The organism is Hymenobacter pini, from assembly GCF_020421205.1.
In the GTDB taxonomy this organism is placed as follows: Bacteria; Bacteroidota; Bacteroidia; order Cytophagales; family Hymenobacteraceae; genus Hymenobacter; species Hymenobacter pini.
Genome location: NZ_JAIZZH010000002.1, coordinates 119,353 through 143,866 on the forward strand (window position 1 = coordinate 119,353; position 24,514 = coordinate 143,866).

The 24,514-nt window shown below is 60.8% G+C and carries 22 protein-coding genes and 1 riboswitch; of the genes, 12 read left to right on the top strand and 10 right to left on the bottom strand.

The genetic code is table 11. The annotated features are described in order from the left end of the window. Positions 1 to 112: 112 nt before the first annotated feature. The 3 genes from LF252_RS06890 to sdaAB all read right to left on the bottom strand — a co-directional run bounded on the left by LF252_RS06890 (position 113) and on the right by sdaAB (position 3,955). Positions 113 to 1,525 carry an efflux RND transporter periplasmic adaptor subunit gene (locus LF252_RS06890; protein ID WP_226268839.1) on the bottom strand — a complete coding sequence of 471 codons (1,413 nt, stop codon included), beginning with the start codon at positions 1,523 to 1,525 and terminating at the stop codon, positions 113 to 115. A gap of 100 nt (positions 1,526 to 1,625) precedes the next feature. After that, positions 1,626 to 3,116, bottom strand: coding sequence for a TolC family protein (locus tag LF252_RS06895; protein WP_226268840.1), 1,491 nt, complete (start codon positions 3,114 to 3,116; stop codon positions 1,626 to 1,628). A gap of 158 nt (positions 3,117 to 3,274) precedes the next feature. Beyond that, positions 3,275 to 3,955 carry an L-serine ammonia-lyase, iron-sulfur-dependent subunit beta gene (gene sdaAB / locus LF252_RS06900; RefSeq protein WP_226268841.1) on the bottom strand — a complete coding sequence of 227 codons (681 nt, stop codon included), beginning with the start codon at positions 3,953 to 3,955 and terminating at the stop codon, positions 3,275 to 3,277. A 162-nt stretch (positions 3,956 to 4,117) separates the two neighbouring features. Here sdaAB and LF252_RS06905 point away from each other — a divergent pair, with 162 nt between their 5' ends. Next, positions 4,118 to 5,095: a tryptophan 2,3-dioxygenase family protein gene (locus LF252_RS06905; RefSeq protein WP_226268842.1), complete on the top strand. Its 978-nt coding sequence runs from the start codon at positions 4,118 to 4,120 to the stop codon at positions 5,093 to 5,095. A gap of 47 nt (positions 5,096 to 5,142) precedes the next feature. Further along, positions 5,143 to 5,952: a M23 family metallopeptidase gene (locus LF252_RS22980; RefSeq protein WP_317197841.1), complete on the top strand. Its 810-nt coding sequence runs from the start codon at positions 5,143 to 5,145 to the stop codon at positions 5,950 to 5,952. 22 nt (positions 5,953 to 5,974) lie between these two features. Here the strand turns inward: LF252_RS22980 and LF252_RS06915 are convergent, their stop codons facing one another. Continuing rightward, positions 5,975 to 6,523 carry a DUF2911 domain-containing protein gene (locus tag LF252_RS06915; RefSeq protein WP_226268843.1) on the bottom strand — a complete coding sequence of 183 codons (549 nt, stop codon included), beginning with the start codon at positions 6,521 to 6,523 and terminating at the stop codon, positions 5,975 to 5,977. Positions 6,524 to 6,701: 178 nt separating this feature from the next. On the opposite strand from LF252_RS06915, the gene LF252_RS06920 reads away from it, so the two are divergent. Next, entirely contained in the window at positions 6,702 to 7,112 is a 411-nt protein-coding gene (locus tag LF252_RS06920; RefSeq protein WP_226268844.1) for a hypothetical protein, read from the top strand. Here LF252_RS06920 and LF252_RS06925 read toward each other — a convergent pair. Both LF252_RS06925 and LF252_RS06930 read right to left on the bottom strand, forming a co-directional pair. Beyond that, on the bottom strand, positions 7,099 to 8,421 hold the full coding sequence (locus tag LF252_RS06925) for an MFS transporter (RefSeq protein ID WP_226268845.1): 1,323 nt from the start codon (positions 8,419 to 8,421) through the stop codon (positions 7,099 to 7,101). The two genes, LF252_RS06920 and LF252_RS06925, sit on opposite strands and share 14 nt — an antisense overlap. Before the next feature lie 30 nt (positions 8,422 to 8,451). Then, a complete protein-coding gene (locus tag LF252_RS06930; protein WP_226268846.1) occupies positions 8,452 to 9,726 on the bottom strand; it encodes an O-antigen ligase family protein in 1,275 nt (424 codons plus the stop codon). 282 nt (positions 9,727 to 10,008) lie between these two features. Then, a riboswitch (cobalamin riboswitch) is annotated at positions 10,009 to 10,222 on the top strand. A 184-nt stretch (positions 10,223 to 10,406) separates the two neighbouring features. Between LF252_RS06930 and LF252_RS06935 the strand changes: the two genes are divergently transcribed. The 4 genes from LF252_RS06935 to LF252_RS06950 all read left to right on the top strand — a co-directional run bounded on the left by LF252_RS06935 (position 10,407) and on the right by LF252_RS06950 (position 13,452). Further along, positions 10,407 to 10,820, top strand: coding sequence for an acyl-CoA thioesterase (locus tag LF252_RS06935; protein ID WP_226268847.1), 414 nt, complete (start codon positions 10,407 to 10,409; stop codon positions 10,818 to 10,820). 151 nt (positions 10,821 to 10,971) lie between these two features. Continuing rightward, complete coding sequence (locus tag LF252_RS06940) at positions 10,972 to 11,265, top strand: hypothetical protein (protein WP_226268848.1); 294 nt, start codon at positions 10,972 to 10,974, stop codon at positions 11,263 to 11,265. Positions 11,266 to 11,415: 150 nt separating this feature from the next. Continuing rightward, positions 11,416 to 12,996, top strand: coding sequence for an NAD(P)/FAD-dependent oxidoreductase (locus LF252_RS06945; protein WP_226268849.1), 1,581 nt, complete (start codon positions 11,416 to 11,418; stop codon positions 12,994 to 12,996). A gap of 96 nt (positions 12,997 to 13,092) precedes the next feature. Beyond that, positions 13,093 to 13,452, top strand: a complete 360-nt coding sequence (locus tag LF252_RS06950) for a CoA-binding protein (protein WP_226268850.1) — start codon at positions 13,093 to 13,095, stop codon at positions 13,450 to 13,452. Between the two features lie 74 nt (positions 13,453 to 13,526). On the opposite strand, the gene LF252_RS06955 is transcribed toward LF252_RS06950, so the two are convergent. After that, positions 13,527 to 14,216, bottom strand: coding sequence for an SDR family oxidoreductase (locus LF252_RS06955; protein WP_226268851.1), 690 nt, complete (start codon positions 14,214 to 14,216; stop codon positions 13,527 to 13,529). 302 nt (positions 14,217 to 14,518) lie between these two features. Here LF252_RS06955 and LF252_RS06960 point away from each other — a divergent pair, with 302 nt between their 5' ends. Genes LF252_RS06960 through LF252_RS06970 form a run of 3 tightly spaced genes read left to right on the top strand, consistent with a single transcriptional unit; the run spans position 14,519 to position 17,067 of the window. Continuing rightward, positions 14,519 to 15,082: an RNA polymerase sigma factor gene (locus LF252_RS06960; protein ID WP_226268852.1), complete on the top strand. Its 564-nt coding sequence runs from the start codon at positions 14,519 to 14,521 to the stop codon at positions 15,080 to 15,082. Between the two features lie 3 nt (positions 15,083 to 15,085). Beyond that, positions 15,086 to 15,883, top strand: a complete 798-nt coding sequence (locus LF252_RS06965; protein ID WP_226268853.1) for a flagellar biosynthesis protein FlhF — start codon at positions 15,086 to 15,088, stop codon at positions 15,881 to 15,883. Positions 15,884 to 15,909: 26 nt separating this feature from the next. Then, positions 15,910 to 17,067, top strand: a complete 1,158-nt coding sequence (locus tag LF252_RS06970) for an outer membrane beta-barrel protein (protein WP_226268854.1) — start codon at positions 15,910 to 15,912, stop codon at positions 17,065 to 17,067. 94 nt (positions 17,068 to 17,161) lie between these two features. Here LF252_RS06970 and LF252_RS06975 read toward each other — a convergent pair whose 3' ends face one another. Next, positions 17,162 to 17,911 carry an RNA methyltransferase gene (locus LF252_RS06975; RefSeq protein ID WP_226268855.1) on the bottom strand — a complete coding sequence of 250 codons (750 nt, stop codon included), beginning with the start codon at positions 17,909 to 17,911 and terminating at the stop codon, positions 17,162 to 17,164. Positions 17,912 to 17,949: 38 nt separating this feature from the next. Here LF252_RS06975 and tamL point away from each other — a divergent pair, with 38 nt between their 5' ends. Beyond that, the gene (gene tamL / locus LF252_RS06980; protein ID WP_226268856.1) at positions 17,950 to 20,526 is read left to right on the top strand and encodes a translocation and assembly module lipoprotein TamL; all 2,577 of its coding nucleotides are present in this window, start codon (positions 17,950 to 17,952) and stop codon (positions 20,524 to 20,526) included. Positions 20,527 to 20,594: 68 nt separating this feature from the next. On the opposite strand, the gene LF252_RS06985 is transcribed toward tamL, so the two are convergent. After that, positions 20,595 to 22,709: an alpha-ketoacid dehydrogenase subunit alpha/beta gene (locus tag LF252_RS06985; protein WP_226268857.1), complete on the bottom strand. Its 2,115-nt coding sequence runs from the start codon at positions 22,707 to 22,709 to the stop codon at positions 20,595 to 20,597. A gap of 114 nt (positions 22,710 to 22,823) precedes the next feature. Here LF252_RS06985 and LF252_RS06990 point away from each other — a divergent pair, with 114 nt between their 5' ends. Further along, positions 22,824 to 23,351, top strand: a complete 528-nt coding sequence (locus tag LF252_RS06990) for a GNAT family N-acetyltransferase (RefSeq protein WP_226268858.1) — start codon at positions 22,824 to 22,826, stop codon at positions 23,349 to 23,351. Between the two features lie 111 nt (positions 23,352 to 23,462). Here LF252_RS06990 and LF252_RS06995 read toward each other — a convergent pair whose 3' ends face one another. After that, complete coding sequence (locus LF252_RS06995; protein WP_226268859.1) at positions 23,463 to 24,494, bottom strand: MBL fold metallo-hydrolase; 1,032 nt, start codon at positions 24,492 to 24,494, stop codon at positions 23,463 to 23,465. Between the last annotated feature and the right edge of the window lie 20 nt (positions 24,495 to 24,514).

Here is a 24,514-nt window from a genome sequence, read left to right on the forward strand (position 1 = left end):
AGTTCTCCGTCAATCTTAGCCAAAAAAAACGGAAGGCGGGCCCTCCGGTCAGGAGAGCCCGCCTTCCGGCCGGGGTTAGCAACTACTACTCAGGCAGTAGCCGCCGGGCCGATTATTTGCCTTCTTCCTCGGCGGGGTCTTCTTTCATGGCGGCCTTATCAAGGCTCTTGGCGTCCTTCACTACCACCGTGGTGCCATCCTTCAGGGTTTTGGATACGGCCCGGAACGGCCCGCTCACTACCTGGTCGCCGGACTGCACCCCGCTCAGCACCTCAATGTTCTGGAAGTCGCTGATACCGGTTTTCACGGGTGTCATCATGGCCTTACCGTTGCGAATCAGGAATACCACTTCCTGCGCAGCGGGCTTGATGCCGGTAGCCTCCGGCTTTTCAGCGGGAGCCGAGGAGCCACGGCTTACCTTAATGCCCGAGCCACCTTTTTTGTCCTCCGTCTTGGTGCTGTCGGAGCGGGTGGTTACGGCGGCCAGCGGTACGCTCAGCACGTTGGCTTTGCGGTTGGTGATAATGTCCACGGAGGCCGTCATGCCGGGGCGGAACGGGACGATGGTGCGGCCCTGCACCGTGCGCGTGAGCGTGCGGTACGACTCGGGCAGCAGGCGGATGCGCACTTCAAACTCGGTTACGGCTTCGGCCGTGAGGGCATCCTTGGCCGTGTTGGCAATGGCCGTTACAATGCCCCGGAACTTCTGGTCCTTGCTGGCGTAGCTGTCCACTTCCACGTCGGCCGAGTCGCCAAGGTCCACGTTGATGATGTCGTTTTCGTTCACGCTTACCCGCACCTCCATGTTGTTGAGGTTGGCAATGCGCATGATTTCGGTGCCGGCCATCTGCGAAGTACCCACTACCCGCTCGCCCTTCTTCACGTTGAGCTTGCTCACGGTGCCACTTACCGGCGCGTAAATGGTGGTTTTGTTGAGGTTTTTGCGGGCTTCCTCCAAGCCGGCCTGGGCACTCCGCACGCTGCTCTGGGCCGCCCGGATGTTCTGGCGGGCCGAGTTGATTTCCTCCTGTGAGGCATCGTAGGCGGCCTTGCTGGCCTCGTAATCGGCCTGCGAAATCACCTTTTGCTTGTAGAGGGAAGCGTTGCGGCGGTAGGTCAGCTCGGTTTGGCGGGCGTTGGCAATCAGCTGCTGCAGGCGGGCTTGGCTCTGGCCTACGTTGGCCTGCTGGGTGCCCACCACGGCGCTTTGCTGGCTTACCATCGCTTGGTAATTATCGGGGCGGATGCGCAGCAGCAGCTGGCCTTTCTTCACAGAATCACCTTCCTGCACGTACAGCTCGGTGATTTCGCCGGATACGTCGGGCGAGATTTTCACTTCGGTTTCGGGCTGCACTTTACCCGAGGCGCTGACCTTCTCCACAATGGTAGCCGGGGCCGCTTTGGCCGCCAGCACTTCGGTGCCGGCCGGCTTCCCGATCAAACCCATCTTTTTCGCCACCACAAAGCCCCCAATCAGCAGCACCAGCACGCCGAGCAGGATAAACAGGGTACGGTTATTCTTCATGTTCTAGGAGAGAATTTAGAAATCAGGTGCTTGGCAACTTGCGACCATTCTGCAGAACTTCTGCTTGAACAGCCGCCTGGCTCCAGCGCATCGGTTATGCTTACAACGCCACGGGGCGGCCCTGGTAGAAATCCAGCACTTTGCGGCGGAAGATGAATTCGTATTTAGCCTGAATCATCGTGGATTCGGCGGCTGTGAGGTTGTTCTTGGCAATGTTGAACTCGGTGCCATTGAGCAGGCCGTTGTTGAAGCGGATTTCGGCGTTGCGGTAGGCCGTGGTGAGGGCCTCCACCTGCCGCCGCGACGAGAGGTAGCGGCGCTGGGCGGCAATGGCATCGGCGTAGGCCTGCTGAATGTTCTGGCGCAGTGTGAGGCGGGTTTGCTCAGCCCGCAAGGCCTGCTGCTGAATGTTAATCTGGGCCCGCTGCACCGAGGTGCGTACCTGCAGACCATTCAGTATGGGAATTTGCAGCGAGAACTGAATGTTTTTACCCAGGTTGTCTTTCAGCTGCTGCGAGAAAGCCGTGGAGCTAAACTCGCGGCGGGGCTGTACGGTGAGCAAACCCAGCGTGGGGTCGGGTAGGCCAGTCTGGCGGTTGATAACGGGGATAAACGTGGAGTCGAGCCCGGTTTGAATAAACGAGGAGCGCGCCGACGAGTAACCGGTGAAAATACCGGCTCCCAACCCCAGGCGGGGGTAGTAGCCGCCCCGGGCCACGTCGAGGCTGCGCTGGGCGGAGCGCACGCGCAGGTCGGCGGCCTTGATTTCGGGCAGCAGGCTCTGGGCCGTTTGGTAGGTACCATCGGGGTCGGCTTCCAGCAGGGGCTCGTCGTCAGGGTCGGCCAGCTGGGGAACGTCAATGGTAAAGCCCGCGGGCGAAGGGAGGTTGAGCAGCTGCGTGAGCGAGAGGCGGGCCAGGTCGCGCTGGTTCTGGGCCGTAATCACGTTCAGCTCATCGGAGGCCTGCTGGGCCTGAATATCCAGTAGGTTGCTTTCCGGAATGGCGCCGGCCTTCAGCAGCTTCTGGGTACGCTCTACCTGGCTGCGGGTGCTGCTCACCCGAATTTCGTTGGCGCGCACCAGCTCCTCGGCCAGCACCAACTGCAGAAACGCCGAGGCCACGTTCAGAGCCAGGTCGTTGCGGGATTTCTCAATATCCAGGACCGAGGCTTCGGCGTCCAGCAGGTTGCGCTTCACCGTGTTGCGCAACTGGAACCCCGAAAACAGCGTTACCTGCGAGTTAGCCGAGAAGTTGTTGGACCGGATGGTCTGGCTCTTGAACTCGTTGGTGAGTGGGTCAATGCTGGTACCAAAGTTCCAGGCTTGGGTGCCGCTCAGATTGGCCGAGGGCAGCAGCGCGGCGCGGCTTTGGCGCAGGGTAGCATTCTGCAGCTCGGCCGTGAGCTGCTGCTGCCGCACCGAGAGATTGTTCTGCAGGGCATAGTCGATGGCCCGCTGCAGCGTCCAGGGGCCGGTGGGCGCGGTGGCCGATACGGCTCCGGCCGGCGGTTGCGTGGGCAGCTGCTGCGCCTGCGCCGCGTGGGCGCCCGTGAGTCCGGCTGTCAGCAGAACCCAGTAAAAACGCTTCATAGAGAAAGGAAGTGAAGGCGTGAACAAGCTCATCCGTGGGCCGCCGGGGCAATTACGCGGGTGGCCTAGGCCACCAAAGGTACACGCCACCGGTAGCCAGCCAAGCCGAAAATCAACCAACCGCGCAAATTCGGGCGTTAACCCAGCGGATTCCGCCTTTAGTCGATGGTGGGAATGTACGTGACGCGGTGCACCCACCGTAGCTGGCGCAGATAGTCCAAGGTGATGTCGCGCAGGCCCGAGTCGATTTCGATAAACTGGCGGGCCGCGTCATTTTTCCCTTTCCGGCTCACAAACATAGTGGCAATGTTGCAGTCATCGTGGGCAATTACGCTGGCAATGAAGGCAATGGAGCCGGGCACGTCGTCGGCATCAATGATGAGCGTGTGGAGCGAGGCTGAGAAGTCCGACGGGAAGCCATCTACCTCCACAATCCGGATAACGCCCCCGCCCCGGCTCTGCCCGATTACCTCTACGGCGTGGCCCGTACGCTCGTCGCGCAGCTGCAGCCGAATGGTGTTGGGGTGCATGGTGGACGCATTGCCCACGCCCTGAAACGTGTACTGCAAACCAGCCTCCTTAGCATGGTCGAAGGCCTCGCGGATGCGCACATCGTCGGTAGGCATGCCCAGCAGGCCGGCCACAATGGCGCGGTCGGAGCCGTGGCCCTCGTAGGTGCGGGCGAAGGAGTTGTAGAAGGTGATGGTAGCGTGGGTGGGCACGCTGCCCAGAATACGGATGGCGGCCCGCGCAATGCGTACCACCCCGGCCGTGTGCGAGGAGCTGGGTCCTATCATCACCGGCCCTATCATGTCGAAAATGCTGGATTTTTCTGCCATAAGCAGGGTAAAGGTAAGGAAAGTGGTGAGCTGCAAAACAGATGCCCGCCGCGCTCAAACCGTTGCCTGCAGCCGGGCTACAAACGAATCGGCCACACTTGCAGCCCTTTTCCCATCTTTGTGCCTTGTAGCACCCACTACTCTCCTTTCCGCCCCCGCCGCATGACAACTTCCGAATTTCAACCCTCGCCGGCTGTGCTGGAGCAGCTGCAGCGCCTGCAGCAACGCTACGCCGCCGACGACCAGGACTTGGCCGCCTACCTGGAGGGCCTGTACCATACCCGTTACCTGGGCTACTGGGATTATATTCAGCTGGAAACCCTGCTGAGTCTGCAGCGCCCCCTCACCACTATCCCCGACGAGCGGATTTTCATCATCTACCACCAGATTACGGAGCTCTATTTCAAGCTCTGCCTCTGCGAGTACGAGCAGCTGGGCGACCTGGCCGCGCCCACCGTGGAGGCAGTGACGCGCCGGGTGGGCCGCATTAACCGCTACTTCGAAAACCTCATCGACTCGTTCGACGTGATGGTAGACGGCATGGATAAGCAGCAGTTTCTGGAGTTTCGGATGGCGCTGATGCCGGCCTCGGGGTTTCAGAGCGTGCAGTACCGCATGATTGAGCTGGCCAGCACCGCCCTGAGCAACCTGGTGCCCGAGGAGCAGCGCCGCCTGCTGGGCGAAGCCGCCGCGCACGATGAGCTGATGGGTTGCATCTACTGGAAATCGGGGGCTACGGTAGTTGAAACCGGGGCCAAGGCCCTTACTCTCACGGAATTCGAGAAGAAGTACGCCGACCGGCTGCTGGCCCACGCCCGTGAGTACGAACACCGCAACCTCTGGGCCGTGGTGCAGCGCCTGCCCCCCGGCCCAGAGGGCCGGGAGAACCCGCGCCTGCTCCGCCAGCTCAAGCAGCTGGATGTAAACGTAAACGTAAACTGGCCCTTAATGCACTACAAATCGGCGGTGCGCTACCTGGAGCGCCGGCCCGATGCCATTGCGGCCACCGGCGGCACCAACTGGAAGCAATACCTGCCTCCCAAGTTTCAGCGCCGCATCTTCTACCCCCAGCTCTGGACCGAGCAGGAACTGGCCGACTGGGGCAAAGGCTGGGTAGAGAGCGTGCTGGGCGAAGGCTAATGTTAAGCTCAGGAAGCATATTCAAGACTAACTTACTATCTCACGCTATGCGTACTTTTTTACTGGCCAGCGGAGCCGGCTTACTCAGTGTAGTTGCCCACGCCCAGCAGCCCAACCCTATTCTAGTAACGGCCACCGACTATAAGGGCTCCGGCGTGATTGTGGAGGCCCAAAACACCAGTGTAGTTCCCTACACCGTGGTGCTTACCGTGGATGGCATCAATCTGCAATCCAGCGCCACGCTGCCGCTGCGCAAAGTGGTGCAGCCCTCGAAGAAAAAACAGGTACTCACCCGGCTCACCCCTACCGGCGGCCCTTACAAATACTCCTACAACTTCCGCTACTACCTGGGCAATACCATGAACACGGTACCCAACGCGGCCTACGTGTATGAGTTGCCCTTCGAGGCGGGCAAGGAGTACCTGCTGATGCAGGGCAACAACGGCACTTTTTCCCATTCCAACAAGATGGCCGTTGATTTCAGCATGCCGGAAGGAACCGTGGTGTGCGCCGCCCGCGCCGGAGTGGTGGCCGAAATCCGGCAGGACTCCAACGGGGGCTGCCCCACCGAAACGTGCAAAGAGCAGGGCAACTACATCACTATTTTTCATGAAGACGGCACGCTGGCCTCCTACTACCATTTCCGGCAGAACGGCAGTCTGGTGCAGGTAGGTCAGCAGGTAGCCGTGGGCACGCCCATCGGGTACAGCGGCAACACGGGCTGGTCGTCGGGCCCGCACCTGCACTTTGAAGTGGATACACCCACCGAAACCCAGCGGCTCAGCCTGCCGGTGAAGTTCCGGGTGCAGGAGCAGGTGCTGGAGCAACTGCAGGCGGGCTCCCGATACAAGCGGTAAGCATATTCGCTTTGGACTTCGCCTACTTCACCACAAACTGCACCTGGGTTTTCTCCCAGGCCAGCGTTACCTGGCCGGCTTTATGGGTGGTGATGGTGAAGCGTTCCAGCGGTGCGGCTACCGTAGTTGGCTTAGCTTTTACGCGCAGGATATCGTCGGCTTCCTGATACTCGTAGGCGCCCCACTGGTTGGGAGTTTTGTTGAAGATGATTGTCCATTCCTTTTGCGTGGGAATGGTAAACAGGGCATACTTGCCGGCGGGCAGCGGCTGGCCCTGCACCGTAACCGGCTGGTTTACCTCAAACGTAGTGGCCTCATTGGCCCCGGTACGCCAGACCTGCCCATAGGGTACCAGCCCGCCAAATACGGTGCGGTCTTTAGCAGAAGGACGACTGTAGCTGATTTGCAGGCGAGTGCCCGAGGGCAACGTAGCAGCCACCTGCGCCGGTGGGCTGGGGCGGTCAATCTTGCGGGCCGGTTTATCTGGCTCGGAACAGGCTAACAAGGGCAACAGCACCATTGCCAGCGCACGAACGGGAGAAAGAACAGAAAAGGTAGAGGTAAACGGCATACTGAATGGTAAGGAGCACAACCCCGGCTCCCTGAGAGGCGCACAGAGCATCGAGTACTTTCCGCAATAATTATACCTTAAGTGGAAAGTTAGGTTACTTTTACCTGACATCTTTTCCTGGGCAAACCGGCTCTGCGCTGGCAGAGCGCCCACAATCGACTCGTTACTCTCGCACCGGATGATATCCTTCACCCCACTTTTCCCGCGCATTCTTGGTGGAGCTGCCTTGCTCGCTTGCCTGGCAGCCTGCTCCCCCACGGCCGATGAAGCCAAATGCTCGGCCGACGTACTGGCCTCCGTGGCCTCCGTAAGCAGCGCCCGTACCGGTAAGGTAGGCACGCCAGTACCAGTGGCCTACACCGTTAGCATTCCGAACAGCTGCGGGCAGTTTATGGAACTCCGCGAGCAGAAAGAAGGCAACAAAACCTACCTAGTTCCTACTGTCCGGTATGAGGGATGCACCTGCCCGGCGGTAAAATCCGACTACCAGGGCACCTATCAGTTTACGGCTGCGCAACCGGGCAAATACATTCTGCTGTTTCCAAACGCTACCACTCAGGTAGTAACCGATACCATTACAATTCAGTAGCGGCACGGGCTTCTTCCTGGCTGATACGCGAGGTGGTGCGTGTATCAGCCATGCGCCAGTACACCAGCAGCGAAGCCGCCGCACACGCCGTTACGTACCAGTAAAACCAGTGCTCCACGCCGTGGTCTTTGGCCAGCAGGGCCAGGTACTCGGCGGAACCACCGAAAATAGCTACCGTGAGGGCGTAGGGTAGCCCCACGCCCAGCGCCCGGACTTCGGTTGGAAACAATTCTGCTTTCACCACGGCGTTGATGGAGGTGTAGCCACTCATGATGAGCATAGCAACCAGCAAGTAGCCGAAGGCGGCGCCCACGCTGGCCGGGTGCGCCAGCAGGGTGAGCAGTGGCACCGTGGCCAGGGTGGCTCCCACGCCAAAAAATAGCAGCACCGGCCGCCGCCCCACCCGGTCCGACAATGCGCCCATGAGCGGCTGCAGCAGCATGGCCACGCCCAGCGCCCCGAAAGACACCAGCGTAGCCTGGTCCTTGCTGAAACCGGCGGTATTCACCAGAAACTTCTGCACGTAGGTGGTAAAAGTGTAGAAAACCACTGTACCACCTAGCGTAAGGCCCACCACGGTAAGCACCTCCCGCGGGTGCTGCAGCAGTAGCCGCATCTGGCTGGGCTTTTCGGCTGGAGCGGCGGTAGTCTGCCGTTGAAAGGCATCGGTTTCCTCCATGGTGCGGCGCAGATACAGGGCTACCAGAGCGGCCAGGGCACCAATTACAAACGGCACCCGCCACCCCCAGGCCGCCAGCTCCTGGGGGGTGAGTAGCTGCTGCAGGGCCAGTTGCACCAGCAGGGCCAGCAGCTGCCCGGCAATAAGCGTGACGTACTGAAAGCTGGAGAAAAAGCCCCGGTTACGAGTATCAGCCATTTCGCTGAGGTAGGTGGCCGAGGTACCGTACTCCCCGCCCACACTCAGGCCCTGCAGCAGCCGGGCCAGCACCAGCAGCGCCGGAGCGGCCACGCCAATCTGGCTATAGGGTGGCGTGAGGGCAATAAGCAGGGAGCCGCCGCACATCAGCAGCACGGAGGCCAGCAGCGCCGCTTTGCGCCCGGCTCGGTCGGCGTACACGCCCATCAGCCACCCGCCCAGGGGGCGCATCAGAAAGCCCACTGCAAAAATGGCCGCCGAGTTCAGCAGCTGAGCTGTAAGGTTACCTTTCGGGAAGAAAGCCGGCGCGAAGTACAAAGCAAACGCCGAGTACACGTACCAATCGTACCACTCTACCAGGTTGCCCACCGAGCCGCTGAAGATGGACCGGATGCGGGAAGCCATGGTACGGGGCGCAGTGGAAGGCAGCATAAAAGTGGCAGATAACGGTGGTTGGCCGGCTCAGATGAGGCTGGCAGAAGCGGTAGTGGCCGATTCCGGCAACGGTAGCGCCGGTGGCTGCTGGGTCAGCCGGTAATGCGTTTCGGCGGCCACTACCACAAAGCCGTACCCGAAGATGAACAGATTCAGGCTGATTTGCAGGCTCAGGATATCCACTACCAGCATTGCCACCGCCTGAGTCCCGACGAAAACCCACGCCGCCGGGTTGCGGCGGGTGGCCCGGCGGGCCAATGGCCCCAGCAGCAGCCCCAGCCAAAGCACCAGCCCCACCACGCCACTACCCACCAGCGTACTCAGGTACTGATTGTGCACGTTCACGCGGTTCTCGGGCCGCAGCCCAAAATTCTGCCAGCGGTACTGGTCCTGCATGGCCGCGTAGGCATCGGCGGGGCCTACCCCAATCAGCCAGTGCTGCCGGATAATGGCACCGGCCGTTTCAACGGCGGCCAGCCGCTGCGCCAGTGAGTACTCGTTGATATCGTGGCCCTGCGTGTACTGCTCAATGTCGTAGAGGGTGGCGCTAACGCGCTCCTGCACCGAACTAAGGGTACGGTAAGCGGCCCAGGGCACCAACGCCAGGGCTGCCAGCAGCACAATGCCGGCTGCCACGTGGCGCTTCAGCAGCAGCCGGAATACCCACCCCAACAAGCCGGCGTAGAGCACCAGTAGACCTGTGCGGTAGGCCAGCACGTGCAGCGCGAGCACACTGCCTACCGCCGCAACCAGCAGCCCGGCCCGCAGCACACGCCCGGCCAGTGGGCTGCGCCGCAGCAGCAGCCCCCAGAAAAACGCCTGAGCCAGCATAATTCCGAAGGCAATGTGAAACGTACCGGTTATAGCCTGCATATTCTGGCCCATCCGAATGGCCGCTTCGGCTTCGGAGGGGCTTAGCAGATATTGGCCCAGTGTGGCAAGACCCACCGCCGCTGTCGTCAGTACGTACCCCGCTCCCACTACCAGCCGTTGCCGGACGCTTAGGGGCACAGCCAGCGTGAAGGCCAGTGGTACGGCCAGCCACGGCAGACTCCGCAGCAGCTCGTGCCGCCACACGGCCCACTCACTGGTGTACAAACCACTTAGCAGCAGAAACCCTACCAGTGCGGCGGCCCACCGGGCCGCTCCGTTGCGCCAGTACCGGGCAGCCACCTGCCGCAGCGCCGGATTGGCCAGCACGGCCAGCACACCCACCACCGGGCTCAGCGCAATCAACATCCGGAAGGCCAGCAACCCTGCAATTCCGGCCCCACAGGCCAGCCACAGTAAATGCTGCGACATTCGCCCCGAATGATAATAATGGCCCCAGGAAAAGGGAGTGCCTTGTTGCTGCATGCTGCGCGGTGTGCTGAGTTGAGGTGGGCACCGCTTGCTAGCGGGCCACCTTCCGGCGTGAAATTCGGGAAGAAATCCGTCCGCTGACTCCCCAATGTTGAGAAATGGCGAATTTTCGGGCCAGAACTAGCTGCTTTCAGGTGCACGAGGCAGGTGCTGCTTGTCAGATAGCTGCAGAAATCAACTATTCCGTGCGTACTTTGCGGCCACGTTCTTTGCCTGTATTGTTCAGTCAGACGAGCGGCGAGGTGGCTTTTTCTATCAAGAAGAAAGCCCAAAAGGGAACCGGGTGCAACTCCCGGACAGACGCGCTACTGTAAGTGCCCGCGGCCACCGTAACCGGCCGCCACGGCATCCCCACGCAGCCCATTGCCCCTTGCCGGGTGAGAAGGGCGGGATGCCGGGCACAAGTCAGGATACCTGCCCGCCGCTTTTGATGATGAGGCCTCTTCGCGACCTGAGAGCCTTATTGGGTGCTGCCATTGCGGGCCGGCGGTTGCCGGCTCGTCCGGCCTGGGTATGGCCGGCGCGGCGGAGCCGTGGGCGGGGTATTCAGCAAGGATTTAGGTAAAGAGGCCTCGAACAGTGGGCTTGGAGCGGCATGTTCCACCTCTTTTTCATCCCGTATGCTTACCCTCGACGAGAAAATTACCCAAGCCGAAACCCGCATTTTCAAGGCCGTATTTCCCAACACCACCAACCACTACGATACCCTGTTCGGGGGCACCACCCTGCACCTGATGGATGAGGTGGCCTTCATTACGGCTACCCGTTTCTCGCGCCTTAAGATGGTGACCGTATCATCCGATAAGGTGGACTTCACCCACCCTATTCCGGGCGGTACGCTGGTGGAGCTGATTGGGCGCGTTGAGCACGTGGGCACCACCAGCCTGAAGGTACGGGTGGAGTTGTTTGTGGAGCAGATGTATTCCGAAGAGCGTATCAAAGCGGTATCGGGCCTGTTCACCTTCGTGGCTATTAATGACCAGAAGAAGCCCATTCCTATTCTGAGCCCGACGCCGGCCGGTGCTGAGGCATAGAGGCCAGATAAACAGTGAATGGCATTTAAAATGGGATGCAGACAAGAATTATTCGGGTTATCCCGAACTATTTGGCCTAGCTGAGCGGTTTGGTTGCCACTCCCCGTTTCTACTATGCACTATGGCTTCTGACAACACTTCAACCCCGCAAATGAACGAACGTCTGGAACAGTCTTTCCGGGACGCCGACCAGGCCCGGGAGGAACTCACCGAGTCCTTGGCCAACTCCGTGGCCGCCAACTGCGACCTGCTGCACCACGGCCTGGTAAGCGCCAGGGGCTTGGAAGTAACCACCGAAATGTACCGGCACCTGCTGGGCCAGTTGCTGCGCCACCCTTCCGGCGAAGTGCGCAACCAAACGCTGGCGCAGTTCAATGAATCCATTGAGATGTTCTGGCCCCGCACCAAGGGCGGCAAAGCCAGCGCTTCTCTTTCCGACGACTAGCTGCCTTCCCAGCCATTACCGCAAGCCTCCCCTCCCGCTGCCCGGATTTCGTTTCGGGCGTAGCGGCGGCGGGAGGCTTGCCTGTGTATCTTTGCGGCCCCTTGCGTACCCGTTTTGGTTCAAAGGCTAACTCCCTTTCACCTCTCAGCTATGGCTTCCCCCCAAGAAATTGAGTTGCTTCTGACTCCGGAAGTAGCCTACGATGAATTGGCCCGTTACCGGGCCCTGTTGCATGCCGCCGGCCTCGTGCCCGGCCAAGCCGATTTCGTGCATTTGCGTAAGCGCTCCATTGATGCCCGTGGCCGCCAGCCTCTGGTGCGTCTCCGCGCCGATATTTACCGCGCGGCCCCGCCCGCCGAGCTGTTCGGCCCCTGGTTCCAGTATCCCAACGTCAGCCAGGCCACCCGCTCGGTGCTGATTGTGGGAGCGGGTCCGGCCGGGCTGTTTGCTGCGTTGCGGGCTATTGAATTGGGCATTAAGCCTATTGTACTGGAGCGCGGCAAAGACGTGCGCACCCGCCGCCGCGACCTGGCCGCCCTCAACAAAGAGCATGTGGTGAACCCCGACAGCAACTACTGCTTCGGGGAAGGCGGGGCTGGTACCTACTCCGATGGCAAGCTCTACACCCGCTCCACCAAGCGCGGCGACATCCAGCGGATTCTGCGGATTCTGGTGCAGCACGGCGCTACCCCCGATATTCTGGTGGACGCCCACCCCCACATCGGCACCAACAAGCTGCCCTACGTGGTGGCCGCCCTGCGCGACAGTGTGCTGGCCGCCGGCGGCGAGGTGCGGTTTGATACCCGGGTAGATGATTTGATTTTGACGGGCAAGCACCTGCGCGGCGTGGTAACGCAGACCGGCGAGGAACTGACCGGCGACGCCGTGATTCTGGCCACTGGCCACTCGGCCCGCGACATCTACGAACTGCTGCACCGGCGCGGCGTGCTTATCGAGGCCAAGCCTTTTGCCCTGGGCGTGCGCGTGGAGCACCCCCAGCAGCTCATCGACCAAGCCCAATACCGCCGGGCCGACCGGGGCGAGCTGCCGGCTGCTTCCTACTCCCTGGTGCACCAGACGCAGTGGCAACAGCGGCAGCGGGGCGTGTTTTCGTTCTGCATGTGCCCCGGCGGCTTTATCGTGCCCGCCGCCACGGCTCCCGGCGAGGTGGTGGTGAACGGCATGAGCCCCTCCCGCCGCGACTCCCGCTTTGCCAACTCCGGCATTGTGGCCGCCGTGGAGCTGGAGGACATGAACGTGCGCCAGTACGGCGCCCTGGCCGGCTTGCGCTTTCAGCAGGAAATTGAGCAGCGCGCCTGCCAGTTGGCCGGTGGTACTCAGGTAGCCCCGGCCCAGCTGTTGGGCGACTTCCTGAAGAAAAAAGTATCCGCCGCGCTGCTGGAAACCAGCTACCAGCCGGGCCTTGTGTCCGTACCGATGGATAAGGTGTTGGGCGTGGGCCTGGCGGAACGGCTACGCCAGGGCTTCCAGAACTTCGGCCGCAAGATACCGGGCTATGCCACCAATATGGCCCAGATTGTGGGTGTGGAAAGCCGCACCTCCTCGCCCGTGCGCATCCCCCGCGACCGGGACACGCTGCAGCACCCCGAGGTGCGTGGACTGTTCCCCTGCGGTGAAGGCGCGGGCTACGCCGGCGGCATTGTATCTGCGGCTATGGATGGAGAGCGGTGCGCCGAGGCGGTACTGGCGCAAGTGGCGGCTGGGTTATAGTCACCTGGCGGGCAGTTTGCCGTATACTACCCACATATAATGTTCGATTTCCACCTTTTGCAGCTGATTCCTCCGGCTGTCAGCTCACTTTCTGACATGAAAAAGACCCTTGTGCTGGGCGCTACCGATAATCCCGCCCGCTACGCATACCGCGCCGTACACCAACTCAAAAACCACGGCCACGAGGTAGTGCCCGTGGGCATCCGCAAAGGCTCCGTGGCCGGCCTGGAAATCCGCAACGACCGGCCCGCTGCCAACGATGTGGACACCGTGACCCTGTACGTAGGCCCCCAAAACCAGCCCGCCTGGTACGACTACATCCTGGACCTGAACCCGAAGCGCATCATCTTCAACCCCGGCACCGAAAACCCGGAGCTGGAGGAACTGGCCCACCAGCGCGGCATCAAAACCGAAGAAGCCTGCACGCTGGTAATGCTAAGTGTAGGACAGTACTAGCCTAATCGTAAGTACACAAAAAGCCGCCATGCCTTGGGCACGGCGGCTTTTTGCGTTATAGAGTTTGCAGAAAGCTACTCGGCGTTGCCGTACATATTGGACTCGCCGCCGTCGATGGCAATGGTCTGGCCACTTAGGTAGGAGGCGTCTTCGCTCAGCAGGAACGCCACTACTTTGGCTACTTCCTCGGGTTGGCCCAGGCGGCGCGTGGGGTTGTTGCTGGCGTACTGGGCCTCAGCCTGCTTGGGGTCGGCAGGATTTACCTGTTTAAACGCCTCGGCCACCATGGGCGTAAGGATGGCACCGGGCGCAATGGCATTGGTGCTGATTCCGTAGCGTCCGTACTCCAGGGCGGCGTTTTTCGTCATGCCCGATACGGCGTGCTTACTGGCCACGTAGGGCATCTGGTTCAGCACGCCCCGGATGCCGCCCACCGAGGCCACGTTGACAATCCGGCCGAAGCCCTGGCGCTGCATCACCGGCAGCACGTAGCGCAGCCCGTAGTACACCCCCATCAGGTTGATGTCGATAACCTTTTTGAAAACAGCCACATCGTACTCCGTAATGGAGGCCTGCTTGCCTTCAATGCCCGCGTTGTTGTAAAATCCGTCGATGCGGCCGAACCGGCTTACGGCCTGCTCCACGTAGCTTTTCACGGCGGCCTCGTCGGATACGTCCGCTTTTACCATCAGCACCTCTACCTCCGGATATTCCTGCTTGATGCTTTGCTGCGCGTCCTGCAGGCTTTGCTCATTATAGTCCACTAATACCAGTTAGGCGCCCCGGCTGGCCAGTTCTTTGGCCGCTGCCAGACCCAGACCCATAGCCGCCCCCGTAATCACCATTACCTTTCCTTGCATCGTTTTCATACTCAAGAAACTTATGTTGGTACATAGTACATACCAGCAACTACCCTGATTGTTGGCTGTCACCGATAGGTTATCGTTGTGCTATACCCGGGCAAACAGCAGCGCATTTTTTTACGATGTCAGGCAACCCTCAGTATCTTCCGCCCATCTAGCCCCTCAAACGCCCTGCTTCTGACTGCACTTTACCCTTTCTTTCCGTGACTGAAGTAGAACTTATTGCCGCCTGCCGTGAGGGCAGTAGCCGGGCCCAAAAGCTGCTCTATGAGCGGTTTGCGGGCCTGATGCTGGGCGTATGCCTGCGCTACCTGCGGCGGCGCGAGGATGCGGAAGAAGCCCTGATTGTGGGCTTTACCAAAGTATTCCGGGCCCTGGGCCAGTACCGGCACGAAGGCTCGTTTGAAGGCTGGATCCGGCGCATTGTGGTGAATGAAGCCTTGGGCATGCTCCGCCGCAAGGAGCCCCTGCACATGGCCATTGACGATCTAACCTACGACGTGCCGGCCACGGCCGCCGAGGCCGAAAGCCAGCTTAACGCCCAGGACATGATGGCCCTGCTGCAGGAACTGCCCGCCGGTTACCGCACCGTGTTCAACCTCTACGCGCTGGAAGGCTACACCCACCCCGAAATCGGCGAGCTGCTCGGTATTTCGGAAGGCACCAGCAAGTCGCAGCTCAGCAAGGCCCGGGCCATGCTCCAGCGCCGCCTGGCGGTAGCCGGGGCGCAGGCCCGGCCCACTCCTACCACCCTCTACAGCTACTAAACCATGCACCCCGAAGATATTGACAAGCTGTTCCGCGAAAAGCTGGCGGACCACGCGCCTACCCCACCCGCTTTTCTGTGGACCGAAATTGAAGCTGAAATCCAGCCCCGCAAGCGGCGGCCGGTAATGTGGCTGGCGGCGGCCTCGGTGGCCCTGCTGGCTTTGCTGGGCGGCCTGTGGTGGACGCTGCAAAACGGCGCGGGCCTCCGCCATGGCGGCGCTGAGCTGGCCGTTTCCGCGCCCCGCCACTCCGCCACTCCAAGCCTCGAAAATATTTCGCAACCCCAGGCAACCCCCTCTACGGCTTCTCCATCTAGCCCATCAGAAGCCCCGGCCACCGAGCCGACTGCCGCAGTGGCCACTGCGGTGCCCGCCGCCAAAACCCCGTCCGTGGGTGCACAACCGGACCCGGTTTTGGTAGCCCGCCGGCCCAGCCGGCCTCGTGCTTCGGCCCAGCGCCAAGACGTGGCGCAGGCCACCCCGGAGCCCGCTGCCACCCGGCAGCTACCCTCCACGCCTGAGCCGCTCGCTCCGGAGCAAGCGCTGGCCCAGGCCCCCACGGAGCTACCCGCCCGCACGGTGGCAGCTACCGGCCCCATTGAGGTGGAAGTACGGCCCGCCGCCGCTCCGGCTGCCCCCGTAGTTCCCGCTCGCCGGCCCCGGTTGGTGTCGTTGCTCCGGCAGGCCCGCAACGTGGTGCAGGGTGAGAAGGTGAGCCTCACGGCCGCCGGCTTACCCGAAACGGTGACGGTGCAGGCCCGCGTGGCGGGCCACACGCTCACCAAAGTCATTCAACTCTAACTCTCCCGCTTTCAGCGCCTTTTGTCATGAAACGCTTCCCCGTTCTTCTCACCGCCCTCCTGCTGGGGGCCGCCTCTGCAGCCCAGGCCTCCGATTTCGCCCGCCTCTCGCCCCGTCCGGCCAACGACGACACCATTGTGGTGAAGCTGCCCAACCAGGCCAGCATGACCTTGTTCGTGAAAAACAAAGCCCAGCTGCGAGAGCTGCGCCAATACAAGCTGGACTCCCTCCTGGTACTGCTCGATGGCTACATCACCCAAGCCGAGGCCGCCGGCAAAAACTCCAAGTCGGAGCAGGTAACTATGGAGTTCTACCCCGCTAAGGAGCAACCCGGCAAGCAGGTACCCGAGCAAATCCGCATCACGGTGCGCAACCAGGGTACTGGCTCCAAAACCAAATCGGCCGACCACGTGGACGTGACGCTGGGCCGGGTGTTTGGGGTGACGGTGGACGAAAACACCGACGGCGGCTCCGACCACGTATCGGTACGGGTAGGTACCTCGGCCGCGTCCGACTCGGTGCGGGAAGCCCAGCGCAAAGCCAAGCGCGAGGAGTATGCCAACCGCCCCGTGCACAGCAATTTCGACATCGACCTGGGCGTCAATGCGCTGGTGAACAAATCCGTACCCCAGAACCAGTTCGCCCCCGACCTCCGTCCTGTGGCCTCCCGCTACATCAGCCTCAACTGGCACTACGATATCCGCCTGGGCCGCAAAGGCTCGGCCCTGTTCCTGCGCACTGGCCCTGAGCTGGCTTTCAATAACTACATGCTGGAGGGCAATTATCAGTTTGCCAACAACAACGGCGTAACCACCATCGTCAAGCCTGAGCCCGGCCGTGACCTCGAGAAAAGCAAGCTTTCCGTCACCAGCATCAACCTGCCCCTGATGCCCATGCTCAACTTCCAGGATAAGAATGGCAAAGATGCTTTCCGGCTTGGTGCCGGTGGGTTTGTAGGCTACCGCCTGGGCTCCCACACCAAAGTCAAATACGAAGAAAACGGCACCAAAAAGGACAAAGACCGGGGCAGCTACAACCTGGAGGATTTCCAATACGGCGTGCAGGGCATCATCGGCATCCGCGGCATCGATTTGTTCGTGAAATATAACCTCAACGACACGTTCAAAAACAACCGTGGCCCCCAAGCCCAAACCCTCAGCTTTGGCCTAGCCCTGCTGAATTAAGGCAACCGGGAAAAGCAAAAGACCAAGCGCTGGCGACACTTGTAAAAGTTGCCAGCGCTTGGTCTTTTTATCTTATTTACTTCTCGCTTCGCAACTAACGCTCGTTGCGGTAGAAGTTATCCAGTAGAATAGCGGCCGACACGGCCACGTTCAGGCTTTCGGCCTGGCCCCGGCCGGGAATGTGCAGGCGCTGGGTCAGGCAAGCCTCCACCGGAGGCGTAAGGCCGTGGCTTTCACTGCCCATGATAAGCACACCCGTGGGCCGCAGGGTAAGCCGGTGCACATTGTCGCCGTGCAGGTCGGCCCCGTATACTGGCACCTCGCGGGGGAGGCTGTCCAGCCACTCGGGCAGGTTGCGCTGCCACACGGGCACCCGGGTGAAAGAGCCCATGGTGGCGGCCACCGTTTTGGGCGCCCAAGGGTCGGCGCAGGTATCGGAGCAGACTACTCCCGCCAACCCGTACCAGTCGGCCAGCCGGATGAGCGTGCCCACGTTGCCCGGGTCGCGCACTTCGTCCAGGGCCAATACCAGGTTTTGCCGGGGCTCCAGCAGGGGCTTTTCGGCGGGCAGCTGGGCTATGGCCAAGGCCGTATTGTTGGTGCTGAGCGTGCCTAAACGGGTCAGTTCCTCGGCCGAAACAACGTCAACCGGTACGCTCACCGGTAGCTCCGCGCGGATTTTCTCTTCGAATTCAGCCGTTAAGATGAGTCGTTCCGTTAGAATCCCGGAACTTAGCAGCTCCCGTACGCTTTTGCCGCCCTCTACTAGGAAGGCACCGTGCCGGGTTCGGTACTTTTTCAGGTGCAGCGCGTGCACGTATTTCGCTACTGCTTTTGAAACCATTGGCGCAAATAAACAGAGGCCCCTTCGGGGAGCATTTTTTGAATAGAAACGTAACCGGGCTGCGGCTGGGCACTTTGCTGCTGGCCGGCGGTTTGAGTGCCTGCTCGCCCACCAAGCTGCTTAAACCCGGTCAGCGCCTGCTGAGCCGCGTAAAGATAGAAGGGGCCAAGCAGGCCGATACGGAGCGGATGCAGGCGCTGGTGCAGCAGAAGCCGAACAGCACCTTCCCGCTGCCAAAGGTAGCCATCTACCAGCTAGGGCGCTCATTTTATAACCAGGAGCGCATTCAGCGGAAGCTGGACGAGGACCGTACCAAGTACGATCAGCTGATTAAAGCGGCCGGCACCGACTCAGCCGAGGTAGGCAAGCTGCTTACCAAGCGGGACCGGCACACCCGCCGCCACCAGCTGGCCCTCGACAAGGGCAACGCCATCATGCGCCTGGGCGAGCCACCCGTCATTTACGACTCCTCGCTCACGGCCACCTCGGTACAGCAGTTGGGTATCTATCTGAAATCGAAAGGCTTTTTCCGCAGCTCGGTTTCGGCTACCGATACCGTGCCCACCGAGCGGTTTGCACCCTTCCGCATTTTTGCCCTCAAGTCACCGTTTCACGCCGACTCGCAACGCGTCACGGTTACCTACCGGGTGAAGGAGGGCCCGGCTTTCCACTACTCCCAGCTGGATTACGACATTGCCGACTCGGCCGTGGCCCGGCGGGTGCTGGCCACCCAACCGCAAAGCCAGTTGCGCGTGGGCCAGCAGTACGATGAGGAGGTAATTGGCACGGAGCGCAACCGCATTGAAACCCTGCTCAAAAACCAGGGCTACTTTGATTTTAGGGAGCAGTACATCACCCTGGAGGCCGATACCAGCTTTGCGCCCACTACCGTGCGCCTGCGCACCATCATCAGTAAGCCCGCCCGCGGCGAGCAGCACCGGCTTTACACCATCCGGGGTGTCAACTTCATTACCGATGCCGGCATTGTGCGCTTTGGTCAGCAGCGCGACACCATTGTGCGCGACTCGGTGAACTATCTGGCCTATAAGCACCGCTTCAGCACCCGCGCCCTCGACCGGAAGTTGCTGGTGCGGCCGGGCCAGCCCTACAGTCTGGCCAAAACCCAGCAAACCCAGCGCCAGCTCAGCAGCTTGGATATGTTCCGGTTCAGCACGGTTACCTACCGCCGCGTGCGCGGCAGTGAGGCCCCCGCTGACTCAGCCAAGGGCCTGCTGGATGCCACCGTGAATGCCTCGCCCGCCAAAAAATTTCAGGAAACCACTGAGTTTGGTGGTACCTACGTGGCTGAAAGACCAGGTCCGTTTGGCAACGTCCGTCTCAAGGTCCGCAACGTATTTGGCGGGGCTGAGGTGCTGGAATTTGGGGTGCGGGCTGGCTTTGAAGGACAGTATAACCTGACCAATTATACTAAGCCCGAATCAGGCAAGGATACTGGTCCCCCTAGTCAACTCACCACGCAATTAGGGGCCAATGTAAACCTCGTGCTGCCACGTTTTTTAGTACCCTGGAAGAGTGGACGCTACTTTGCACGCTACAACCCACGCACCCGTTTCAATACTGCCTACACGTACGTAAGAAGGCCAGAATACACACGTACAAACCTCGAAGGCACACTGGACTATCTATGGCAGCCTTCAGCTTATGCTCAGGTGGTGCTTACGCCCATCGATGTAAGCGTTATTCGGACGGCTAGAATTGACCAAGCTTTTCGGGATACGCTGGAGCAACTGCGCATCAACCAAGGCTCCCCCTTGTACCGCAGCTTTGACAACCTGTTTATTCCCAGTTTCAACGCTACGTACCTATACAACTCCAACAACTTCACTCAAACGCTCAATGCCCAGTACCTGCGGCTATTTGTAGAATTTGGCGGCCTCACCCGCGGGCTATACCAGAAAGAGCCGCTCACCAGCTACCGCGACGATGTACATAGCAACCGACTGAAAGTATATGACTTCGGCAAGCTAACGGCCGATTATCGGCGCTACTTCAAGCTTACTCCCAGCACGTACTTTGTATATCGACTATCCGGTGGAATAGCAACTGCCCTGACCAGCACTCAGCTCATTACCAAAAACAAGGATGGCTCGGATGCTGTAACCGAAACGCTGTATTTGCTTCCGTACGATAAGTCCCTGTTTGCGGGTGGTAGTACCAGTGTGCGTGCCTGGAAACCCCGGCGCTTGGGCCCAGGCTCCTACGCTACTACCCGTATCCCCCGCAACTCTACCACGCCGGTGCGCGACTATAACACGGAGCAACCGGGAGAAGTATTACTGGAGGGTAACGTAGAGTACCGTTTTCCCATCTATAGCTTCATCAAAGGCGCTTTGTTCACCGATTTTGGCAACGTCTGGACGCTGCGTAAGGACCCACGTCCAGGGGCCGAGTTCAAGCTAAATCAGTTTTATCGGCAGTTTGCCGTGGGCTCCGGCATCGGCTTCCGCTTTGACTTTGATTTCCTAATTCTGCGCCTAGATGTAGCCACCAAGGTGTACGACCCCTCGGCCAGCGGCAGCAAGTGGGCAATACGCAAGTTTAGCCTGCGCGAAGACCAATCGGCCTTCAACCTGGGTATCGGCTACCCTTTCTAATCTAGTTAGAAAGCAAAAAGAGCGGCCTATCCGGTGGATAGGCCGCTCTCTTTTTATGGGCCGATCAATTAGTAGTTCAGCAGCTCCTGCAGCGCGGCGGCTACTTTATCGGGATTGGGCAGCATCTGCTTTTCCAGCTCCACGTTGAGTGCAATAGCCGGCAGGTTGGCCGCGCCCAGCGTGAACACCGGCGCATCAAGCTGCTGGAAGCAATGGCGCTGGATGCGCCCGGCCAGGCTTTCCGCAAAGGAGTTCAGCAGCGGTTCCTCGGTGAGTACCAGGGCCTTCCCGTGGCGGCGCACGGCGGTTTGCACCGTTTCCCAATCCAGCGGATTGAGCGTGCGCAAATCCACCACTTCTACCTGCCCCGGAAACTGACGGCTGGCCGTTCTGGCCCAGTGCACACCCATACCGTAGGTGATTACCACGCAGGTTTCGCCGTTACGCAGCTTGGTGGCGTCGGCCTCTTGCGCTATGGCTGCCTGGCCCAACGGAATTACGTAGCCGGCAGCGGGCTCCACGGTTTTGGCATCCTCGGTACCGGGCACCTTGCTCCAGTACAGGCCCTTGTGTTCCAGCAGCACCACGGGGTTAGGGTCGAGGAAGGCGGCGCGCAGCAGGCCCTTCATATCGGCGGCGTTGCTGGGGTACACCACTTTGATGCCCCGGATGGTAAGCAGCGTGCTTTCCACGGAGCCCGAGTGGTAGGGCCCGCCCCCACCGTAGGCCCCAATGGGCACCCGAATCAGGCTTTGCACCGGGAACTTGCCGTTGGTGAGGTAGCAGGATTTGCTCAACTCCTCCACCAATTGGTTGAGGCCGGGCCAGATGTAATCGGCAAACTGGATTTCCACGATGGGCTTGGCGCCCACGGCACTCATACCGGCAGTACTACCCACAATGTAGGCTTCCTGAATGGGCGTATTGAACACCCGAGCGTCGCCGTACTTTTTGGCCAGCAGGGCAGCCTCTCGGAATACGCCACCCAGCTCTCCGCCCACATCCTGGCCGTAGAACAGCGCCTCCGGAAACTCCCGCAAAATGTCATCTACGGCGTGCAGAGCCGCATCCACCATCAGGACTTTATCGGCCCCGGCGGGAGCCCGCTCTCCAGCTTCCTCGTTAACGGCCGGAGGGGCAAACTCATGGTCCTGAAAGGTGGCTGGGTCGGGGTTGGGGGCGGTTAGGGCCCGCTCGTAATCCTGTTGCACGGTAGCCCGGGCCTGACTGGCCAGCTCGGCCAGCTCATCCTCGGCAAAGCCCATTTCCAGCAACTGCTGATGGAAGCGGGGAAGCGGGTCCTGCAAGGTGTGCTGAGCCAGATTGTCGCCGCGGTACCACTCCCGGCGTACCCCGCTGGTGTGGTGGCCTAGCAACGGGCATTTGGCGTGCACCAGCACCGGCCCGCGCCGTTGGCGCACGTACTCAGCGGCTTGCTGCATACCAGCGTAGCTGGCTACAAAATCGGCCCCATCAACCTGCAGGCGGTGCAGACCTTTGAAGCCCGCCGCAAACTCGTAGGCATCCATGCTGCGCATCTCGCGGCCGGTGGCTGAAATGCCCCAGTCGTTGTCCTGCACGAGGTAGATAATGGGTAATTGGTGCAGAGCGGCCATTTGCAGGGCCTCGGCCACTTCTCCCTCGGTCATGGCGCCGTCGCCGATGGAGCACAGAACCAACGGCAGGCCGGTAGCGTTTTCTGAGCCTTTGGGCGTCAGCTGCTGGCCTTCCAGGTACTTCATACCATGTGCCACGCCGGTAGCCGGAATGGCCTGCATTCCCGTGGCCGAACTCTGGTGCGGAATTATCGGTACTCCTGTCCGCCGCAGCGAGGGGTGGCTGTAGTACGTGCGCCCACCCGAAAACGGGTCGTCGCGCTTGGCCATGAGCTGGAGCATCAGCTCGTAGGGTGCCAGTCCGAAGCCCAGCAGCATGGCATCGTCGCGGTAGTAGGGGGCGGCGTAGTCTTGGCCGGTAAGGTGAAACGCGGCGGCCAGCTGGATGGCCTCGTGCCCGCGGGCCGTGGCGTGCACGTAGCGGGCCGTTACGGCTTTGTTTTCCTCGTAGAGGCGAGCCATTTCGGCAGCCGTTTGCATGAGCAGGTACGCCCGGCGCAAGGTGGCCGCATCGGGGCGGGTAAGAGTAGCTTCGGTTTGAAAAGCAGCAGCAGTTTCAGCAGTCATGGGTGGGTGGTGAGTGCGGGGCGAAGGTACACAAAGGCAATGATGAGGGAAACCGGCTACGGCAGTGGGTAGTTCAGGCATGTAACCTGCTTTTCCGACCAGTACATTTGCCCCATGCTCACCAACCTGACCTTCTCTCCCGCCACCAGCGCCGATATTCCGGCCCTCAACCGCCTTGTAAACCGCGCCTACCGGGGCGAAGCCGCCGAGCAGGGCTGGACCACCGAATCATATCTGCTGGCTGGCCAGCGCACCGACGAGGCCGATTTGCTGGCGCAGTTGCACACACCCGGCGCAACCTTTTTGCTGGCCCGCACCGCCGCCCCGGAGCTGGTAGGCAGCGTGTTTCTGCAGCAGCAGGGTTCCGGTTTGTATCTGGGTATGCTGTCGGTAGAGCCCACCAAACAAGCGCAGGGCCTGGGCCGCCAGCTGGTAACCGCCGCCGAGGAGTACGCCCGGCAGCTGGGCTGCACCGGTATCCGCATTACCGTTATTTCAGTGCGCCACGAGCTACTGGCCTGGTACGAGCGACTGGGTTTTCGCCGCACCGGCGAAACCGTTGATTTTCCCACAGATACCCGCTTTGGTATCCCACGCCAGCCTGAGCCACTGGTATTGCTGGTGCTGCGGAAAGTGCTGTAGCAGTTCTGTTAGCGTGTTCCACTATCATTCCGAACGAAGGGAGGAATTTGGGTTCAACACCTAAGTGGATCAACCCAGATTCCTCCCTTCGTTCGGAATGACAGTTCTACATCAATCAAACCCCCACCATTCTTCCCGCAGTGGCGGGGTACCCAGGGTATAGGGCTGGCCGATGCGCGGCACCGTAACCGGTAGGCCGGCGGCATCAGCGGCTTTCAGCACCAGTTGAATTGGCTCATTCCAGGGGTGGTAGGCCAGCGTGAACTTGGCCCAATGCACCGGCAGCAGCAGCCGGGCACCGAGGTCTTGGGCCGCCAGGGCCGTTTCTTCGGGCAGGCAATGAATAGATTGCCAGCTCAGGTTATACTGCCCGTTTTCGAGCAGCGCCACATCAAACGGGCCATATTGTTGCCCAATGGCCCGGAAATGCGGCCCGTAGCCACTGTCGCCACCCAGAAACAGCCGATACGCATCCAGCTGCAGCACGTAGGACGCCCACAACGTGCGCTGTGGCGCCAGGCTCCGTCCCGACATGTGCTGGGCCGGCGTGGCCGTCAGCCGCACGCCTGGAGCGGGCTCGGCGGTTTCGTGCCAGTTTAGCTCCGTAATCTGTTCCGGTTGGTAGCCCCAGACCTGCAAATGCCCACCCACGCCCAGCGGCGTTACCACTTGGGCCACGTTGGAACGTAGCTGGGCTACGGTAGCGTAGTCGAGGTGGTCGTAATGGTCGTGGGTGAGTACCAGCACGTCGATGGGTGGTAGGTCGGCCACGGTGTAGGCATCGGCGCCGGGGTAGGCTTTCACGGCAAACGGCACCGGCGAGGCGGCTCCGCTGAAAACCGGGTCGACCAGAATGTTCAGGCCGCGGGCTTGAATTAGATAGGATGAATGCCCAAACCAGATAATGGTCGGCAAGCTGGTGGCTGGCTGGTGCAAATTGGTGCGCACCGTGGGCAGCAGTCGGGAGGGCGTCACGGTACGGGGCTTGCGCAAAAAATCCAGGAGCATCTTGCCCATTGGGGCCTCGCCAAGATTAAAACGAACTCCGCCCAGGTTTTGAAAACGACCTTCCTGAAAATTGGCCAGCGCGGCAAATTGGCGCTGTAAAGCGCGGGTGGGATTTTTCCCGAATACGTGGAGCATAGCAAAAGATGAACAGCCAA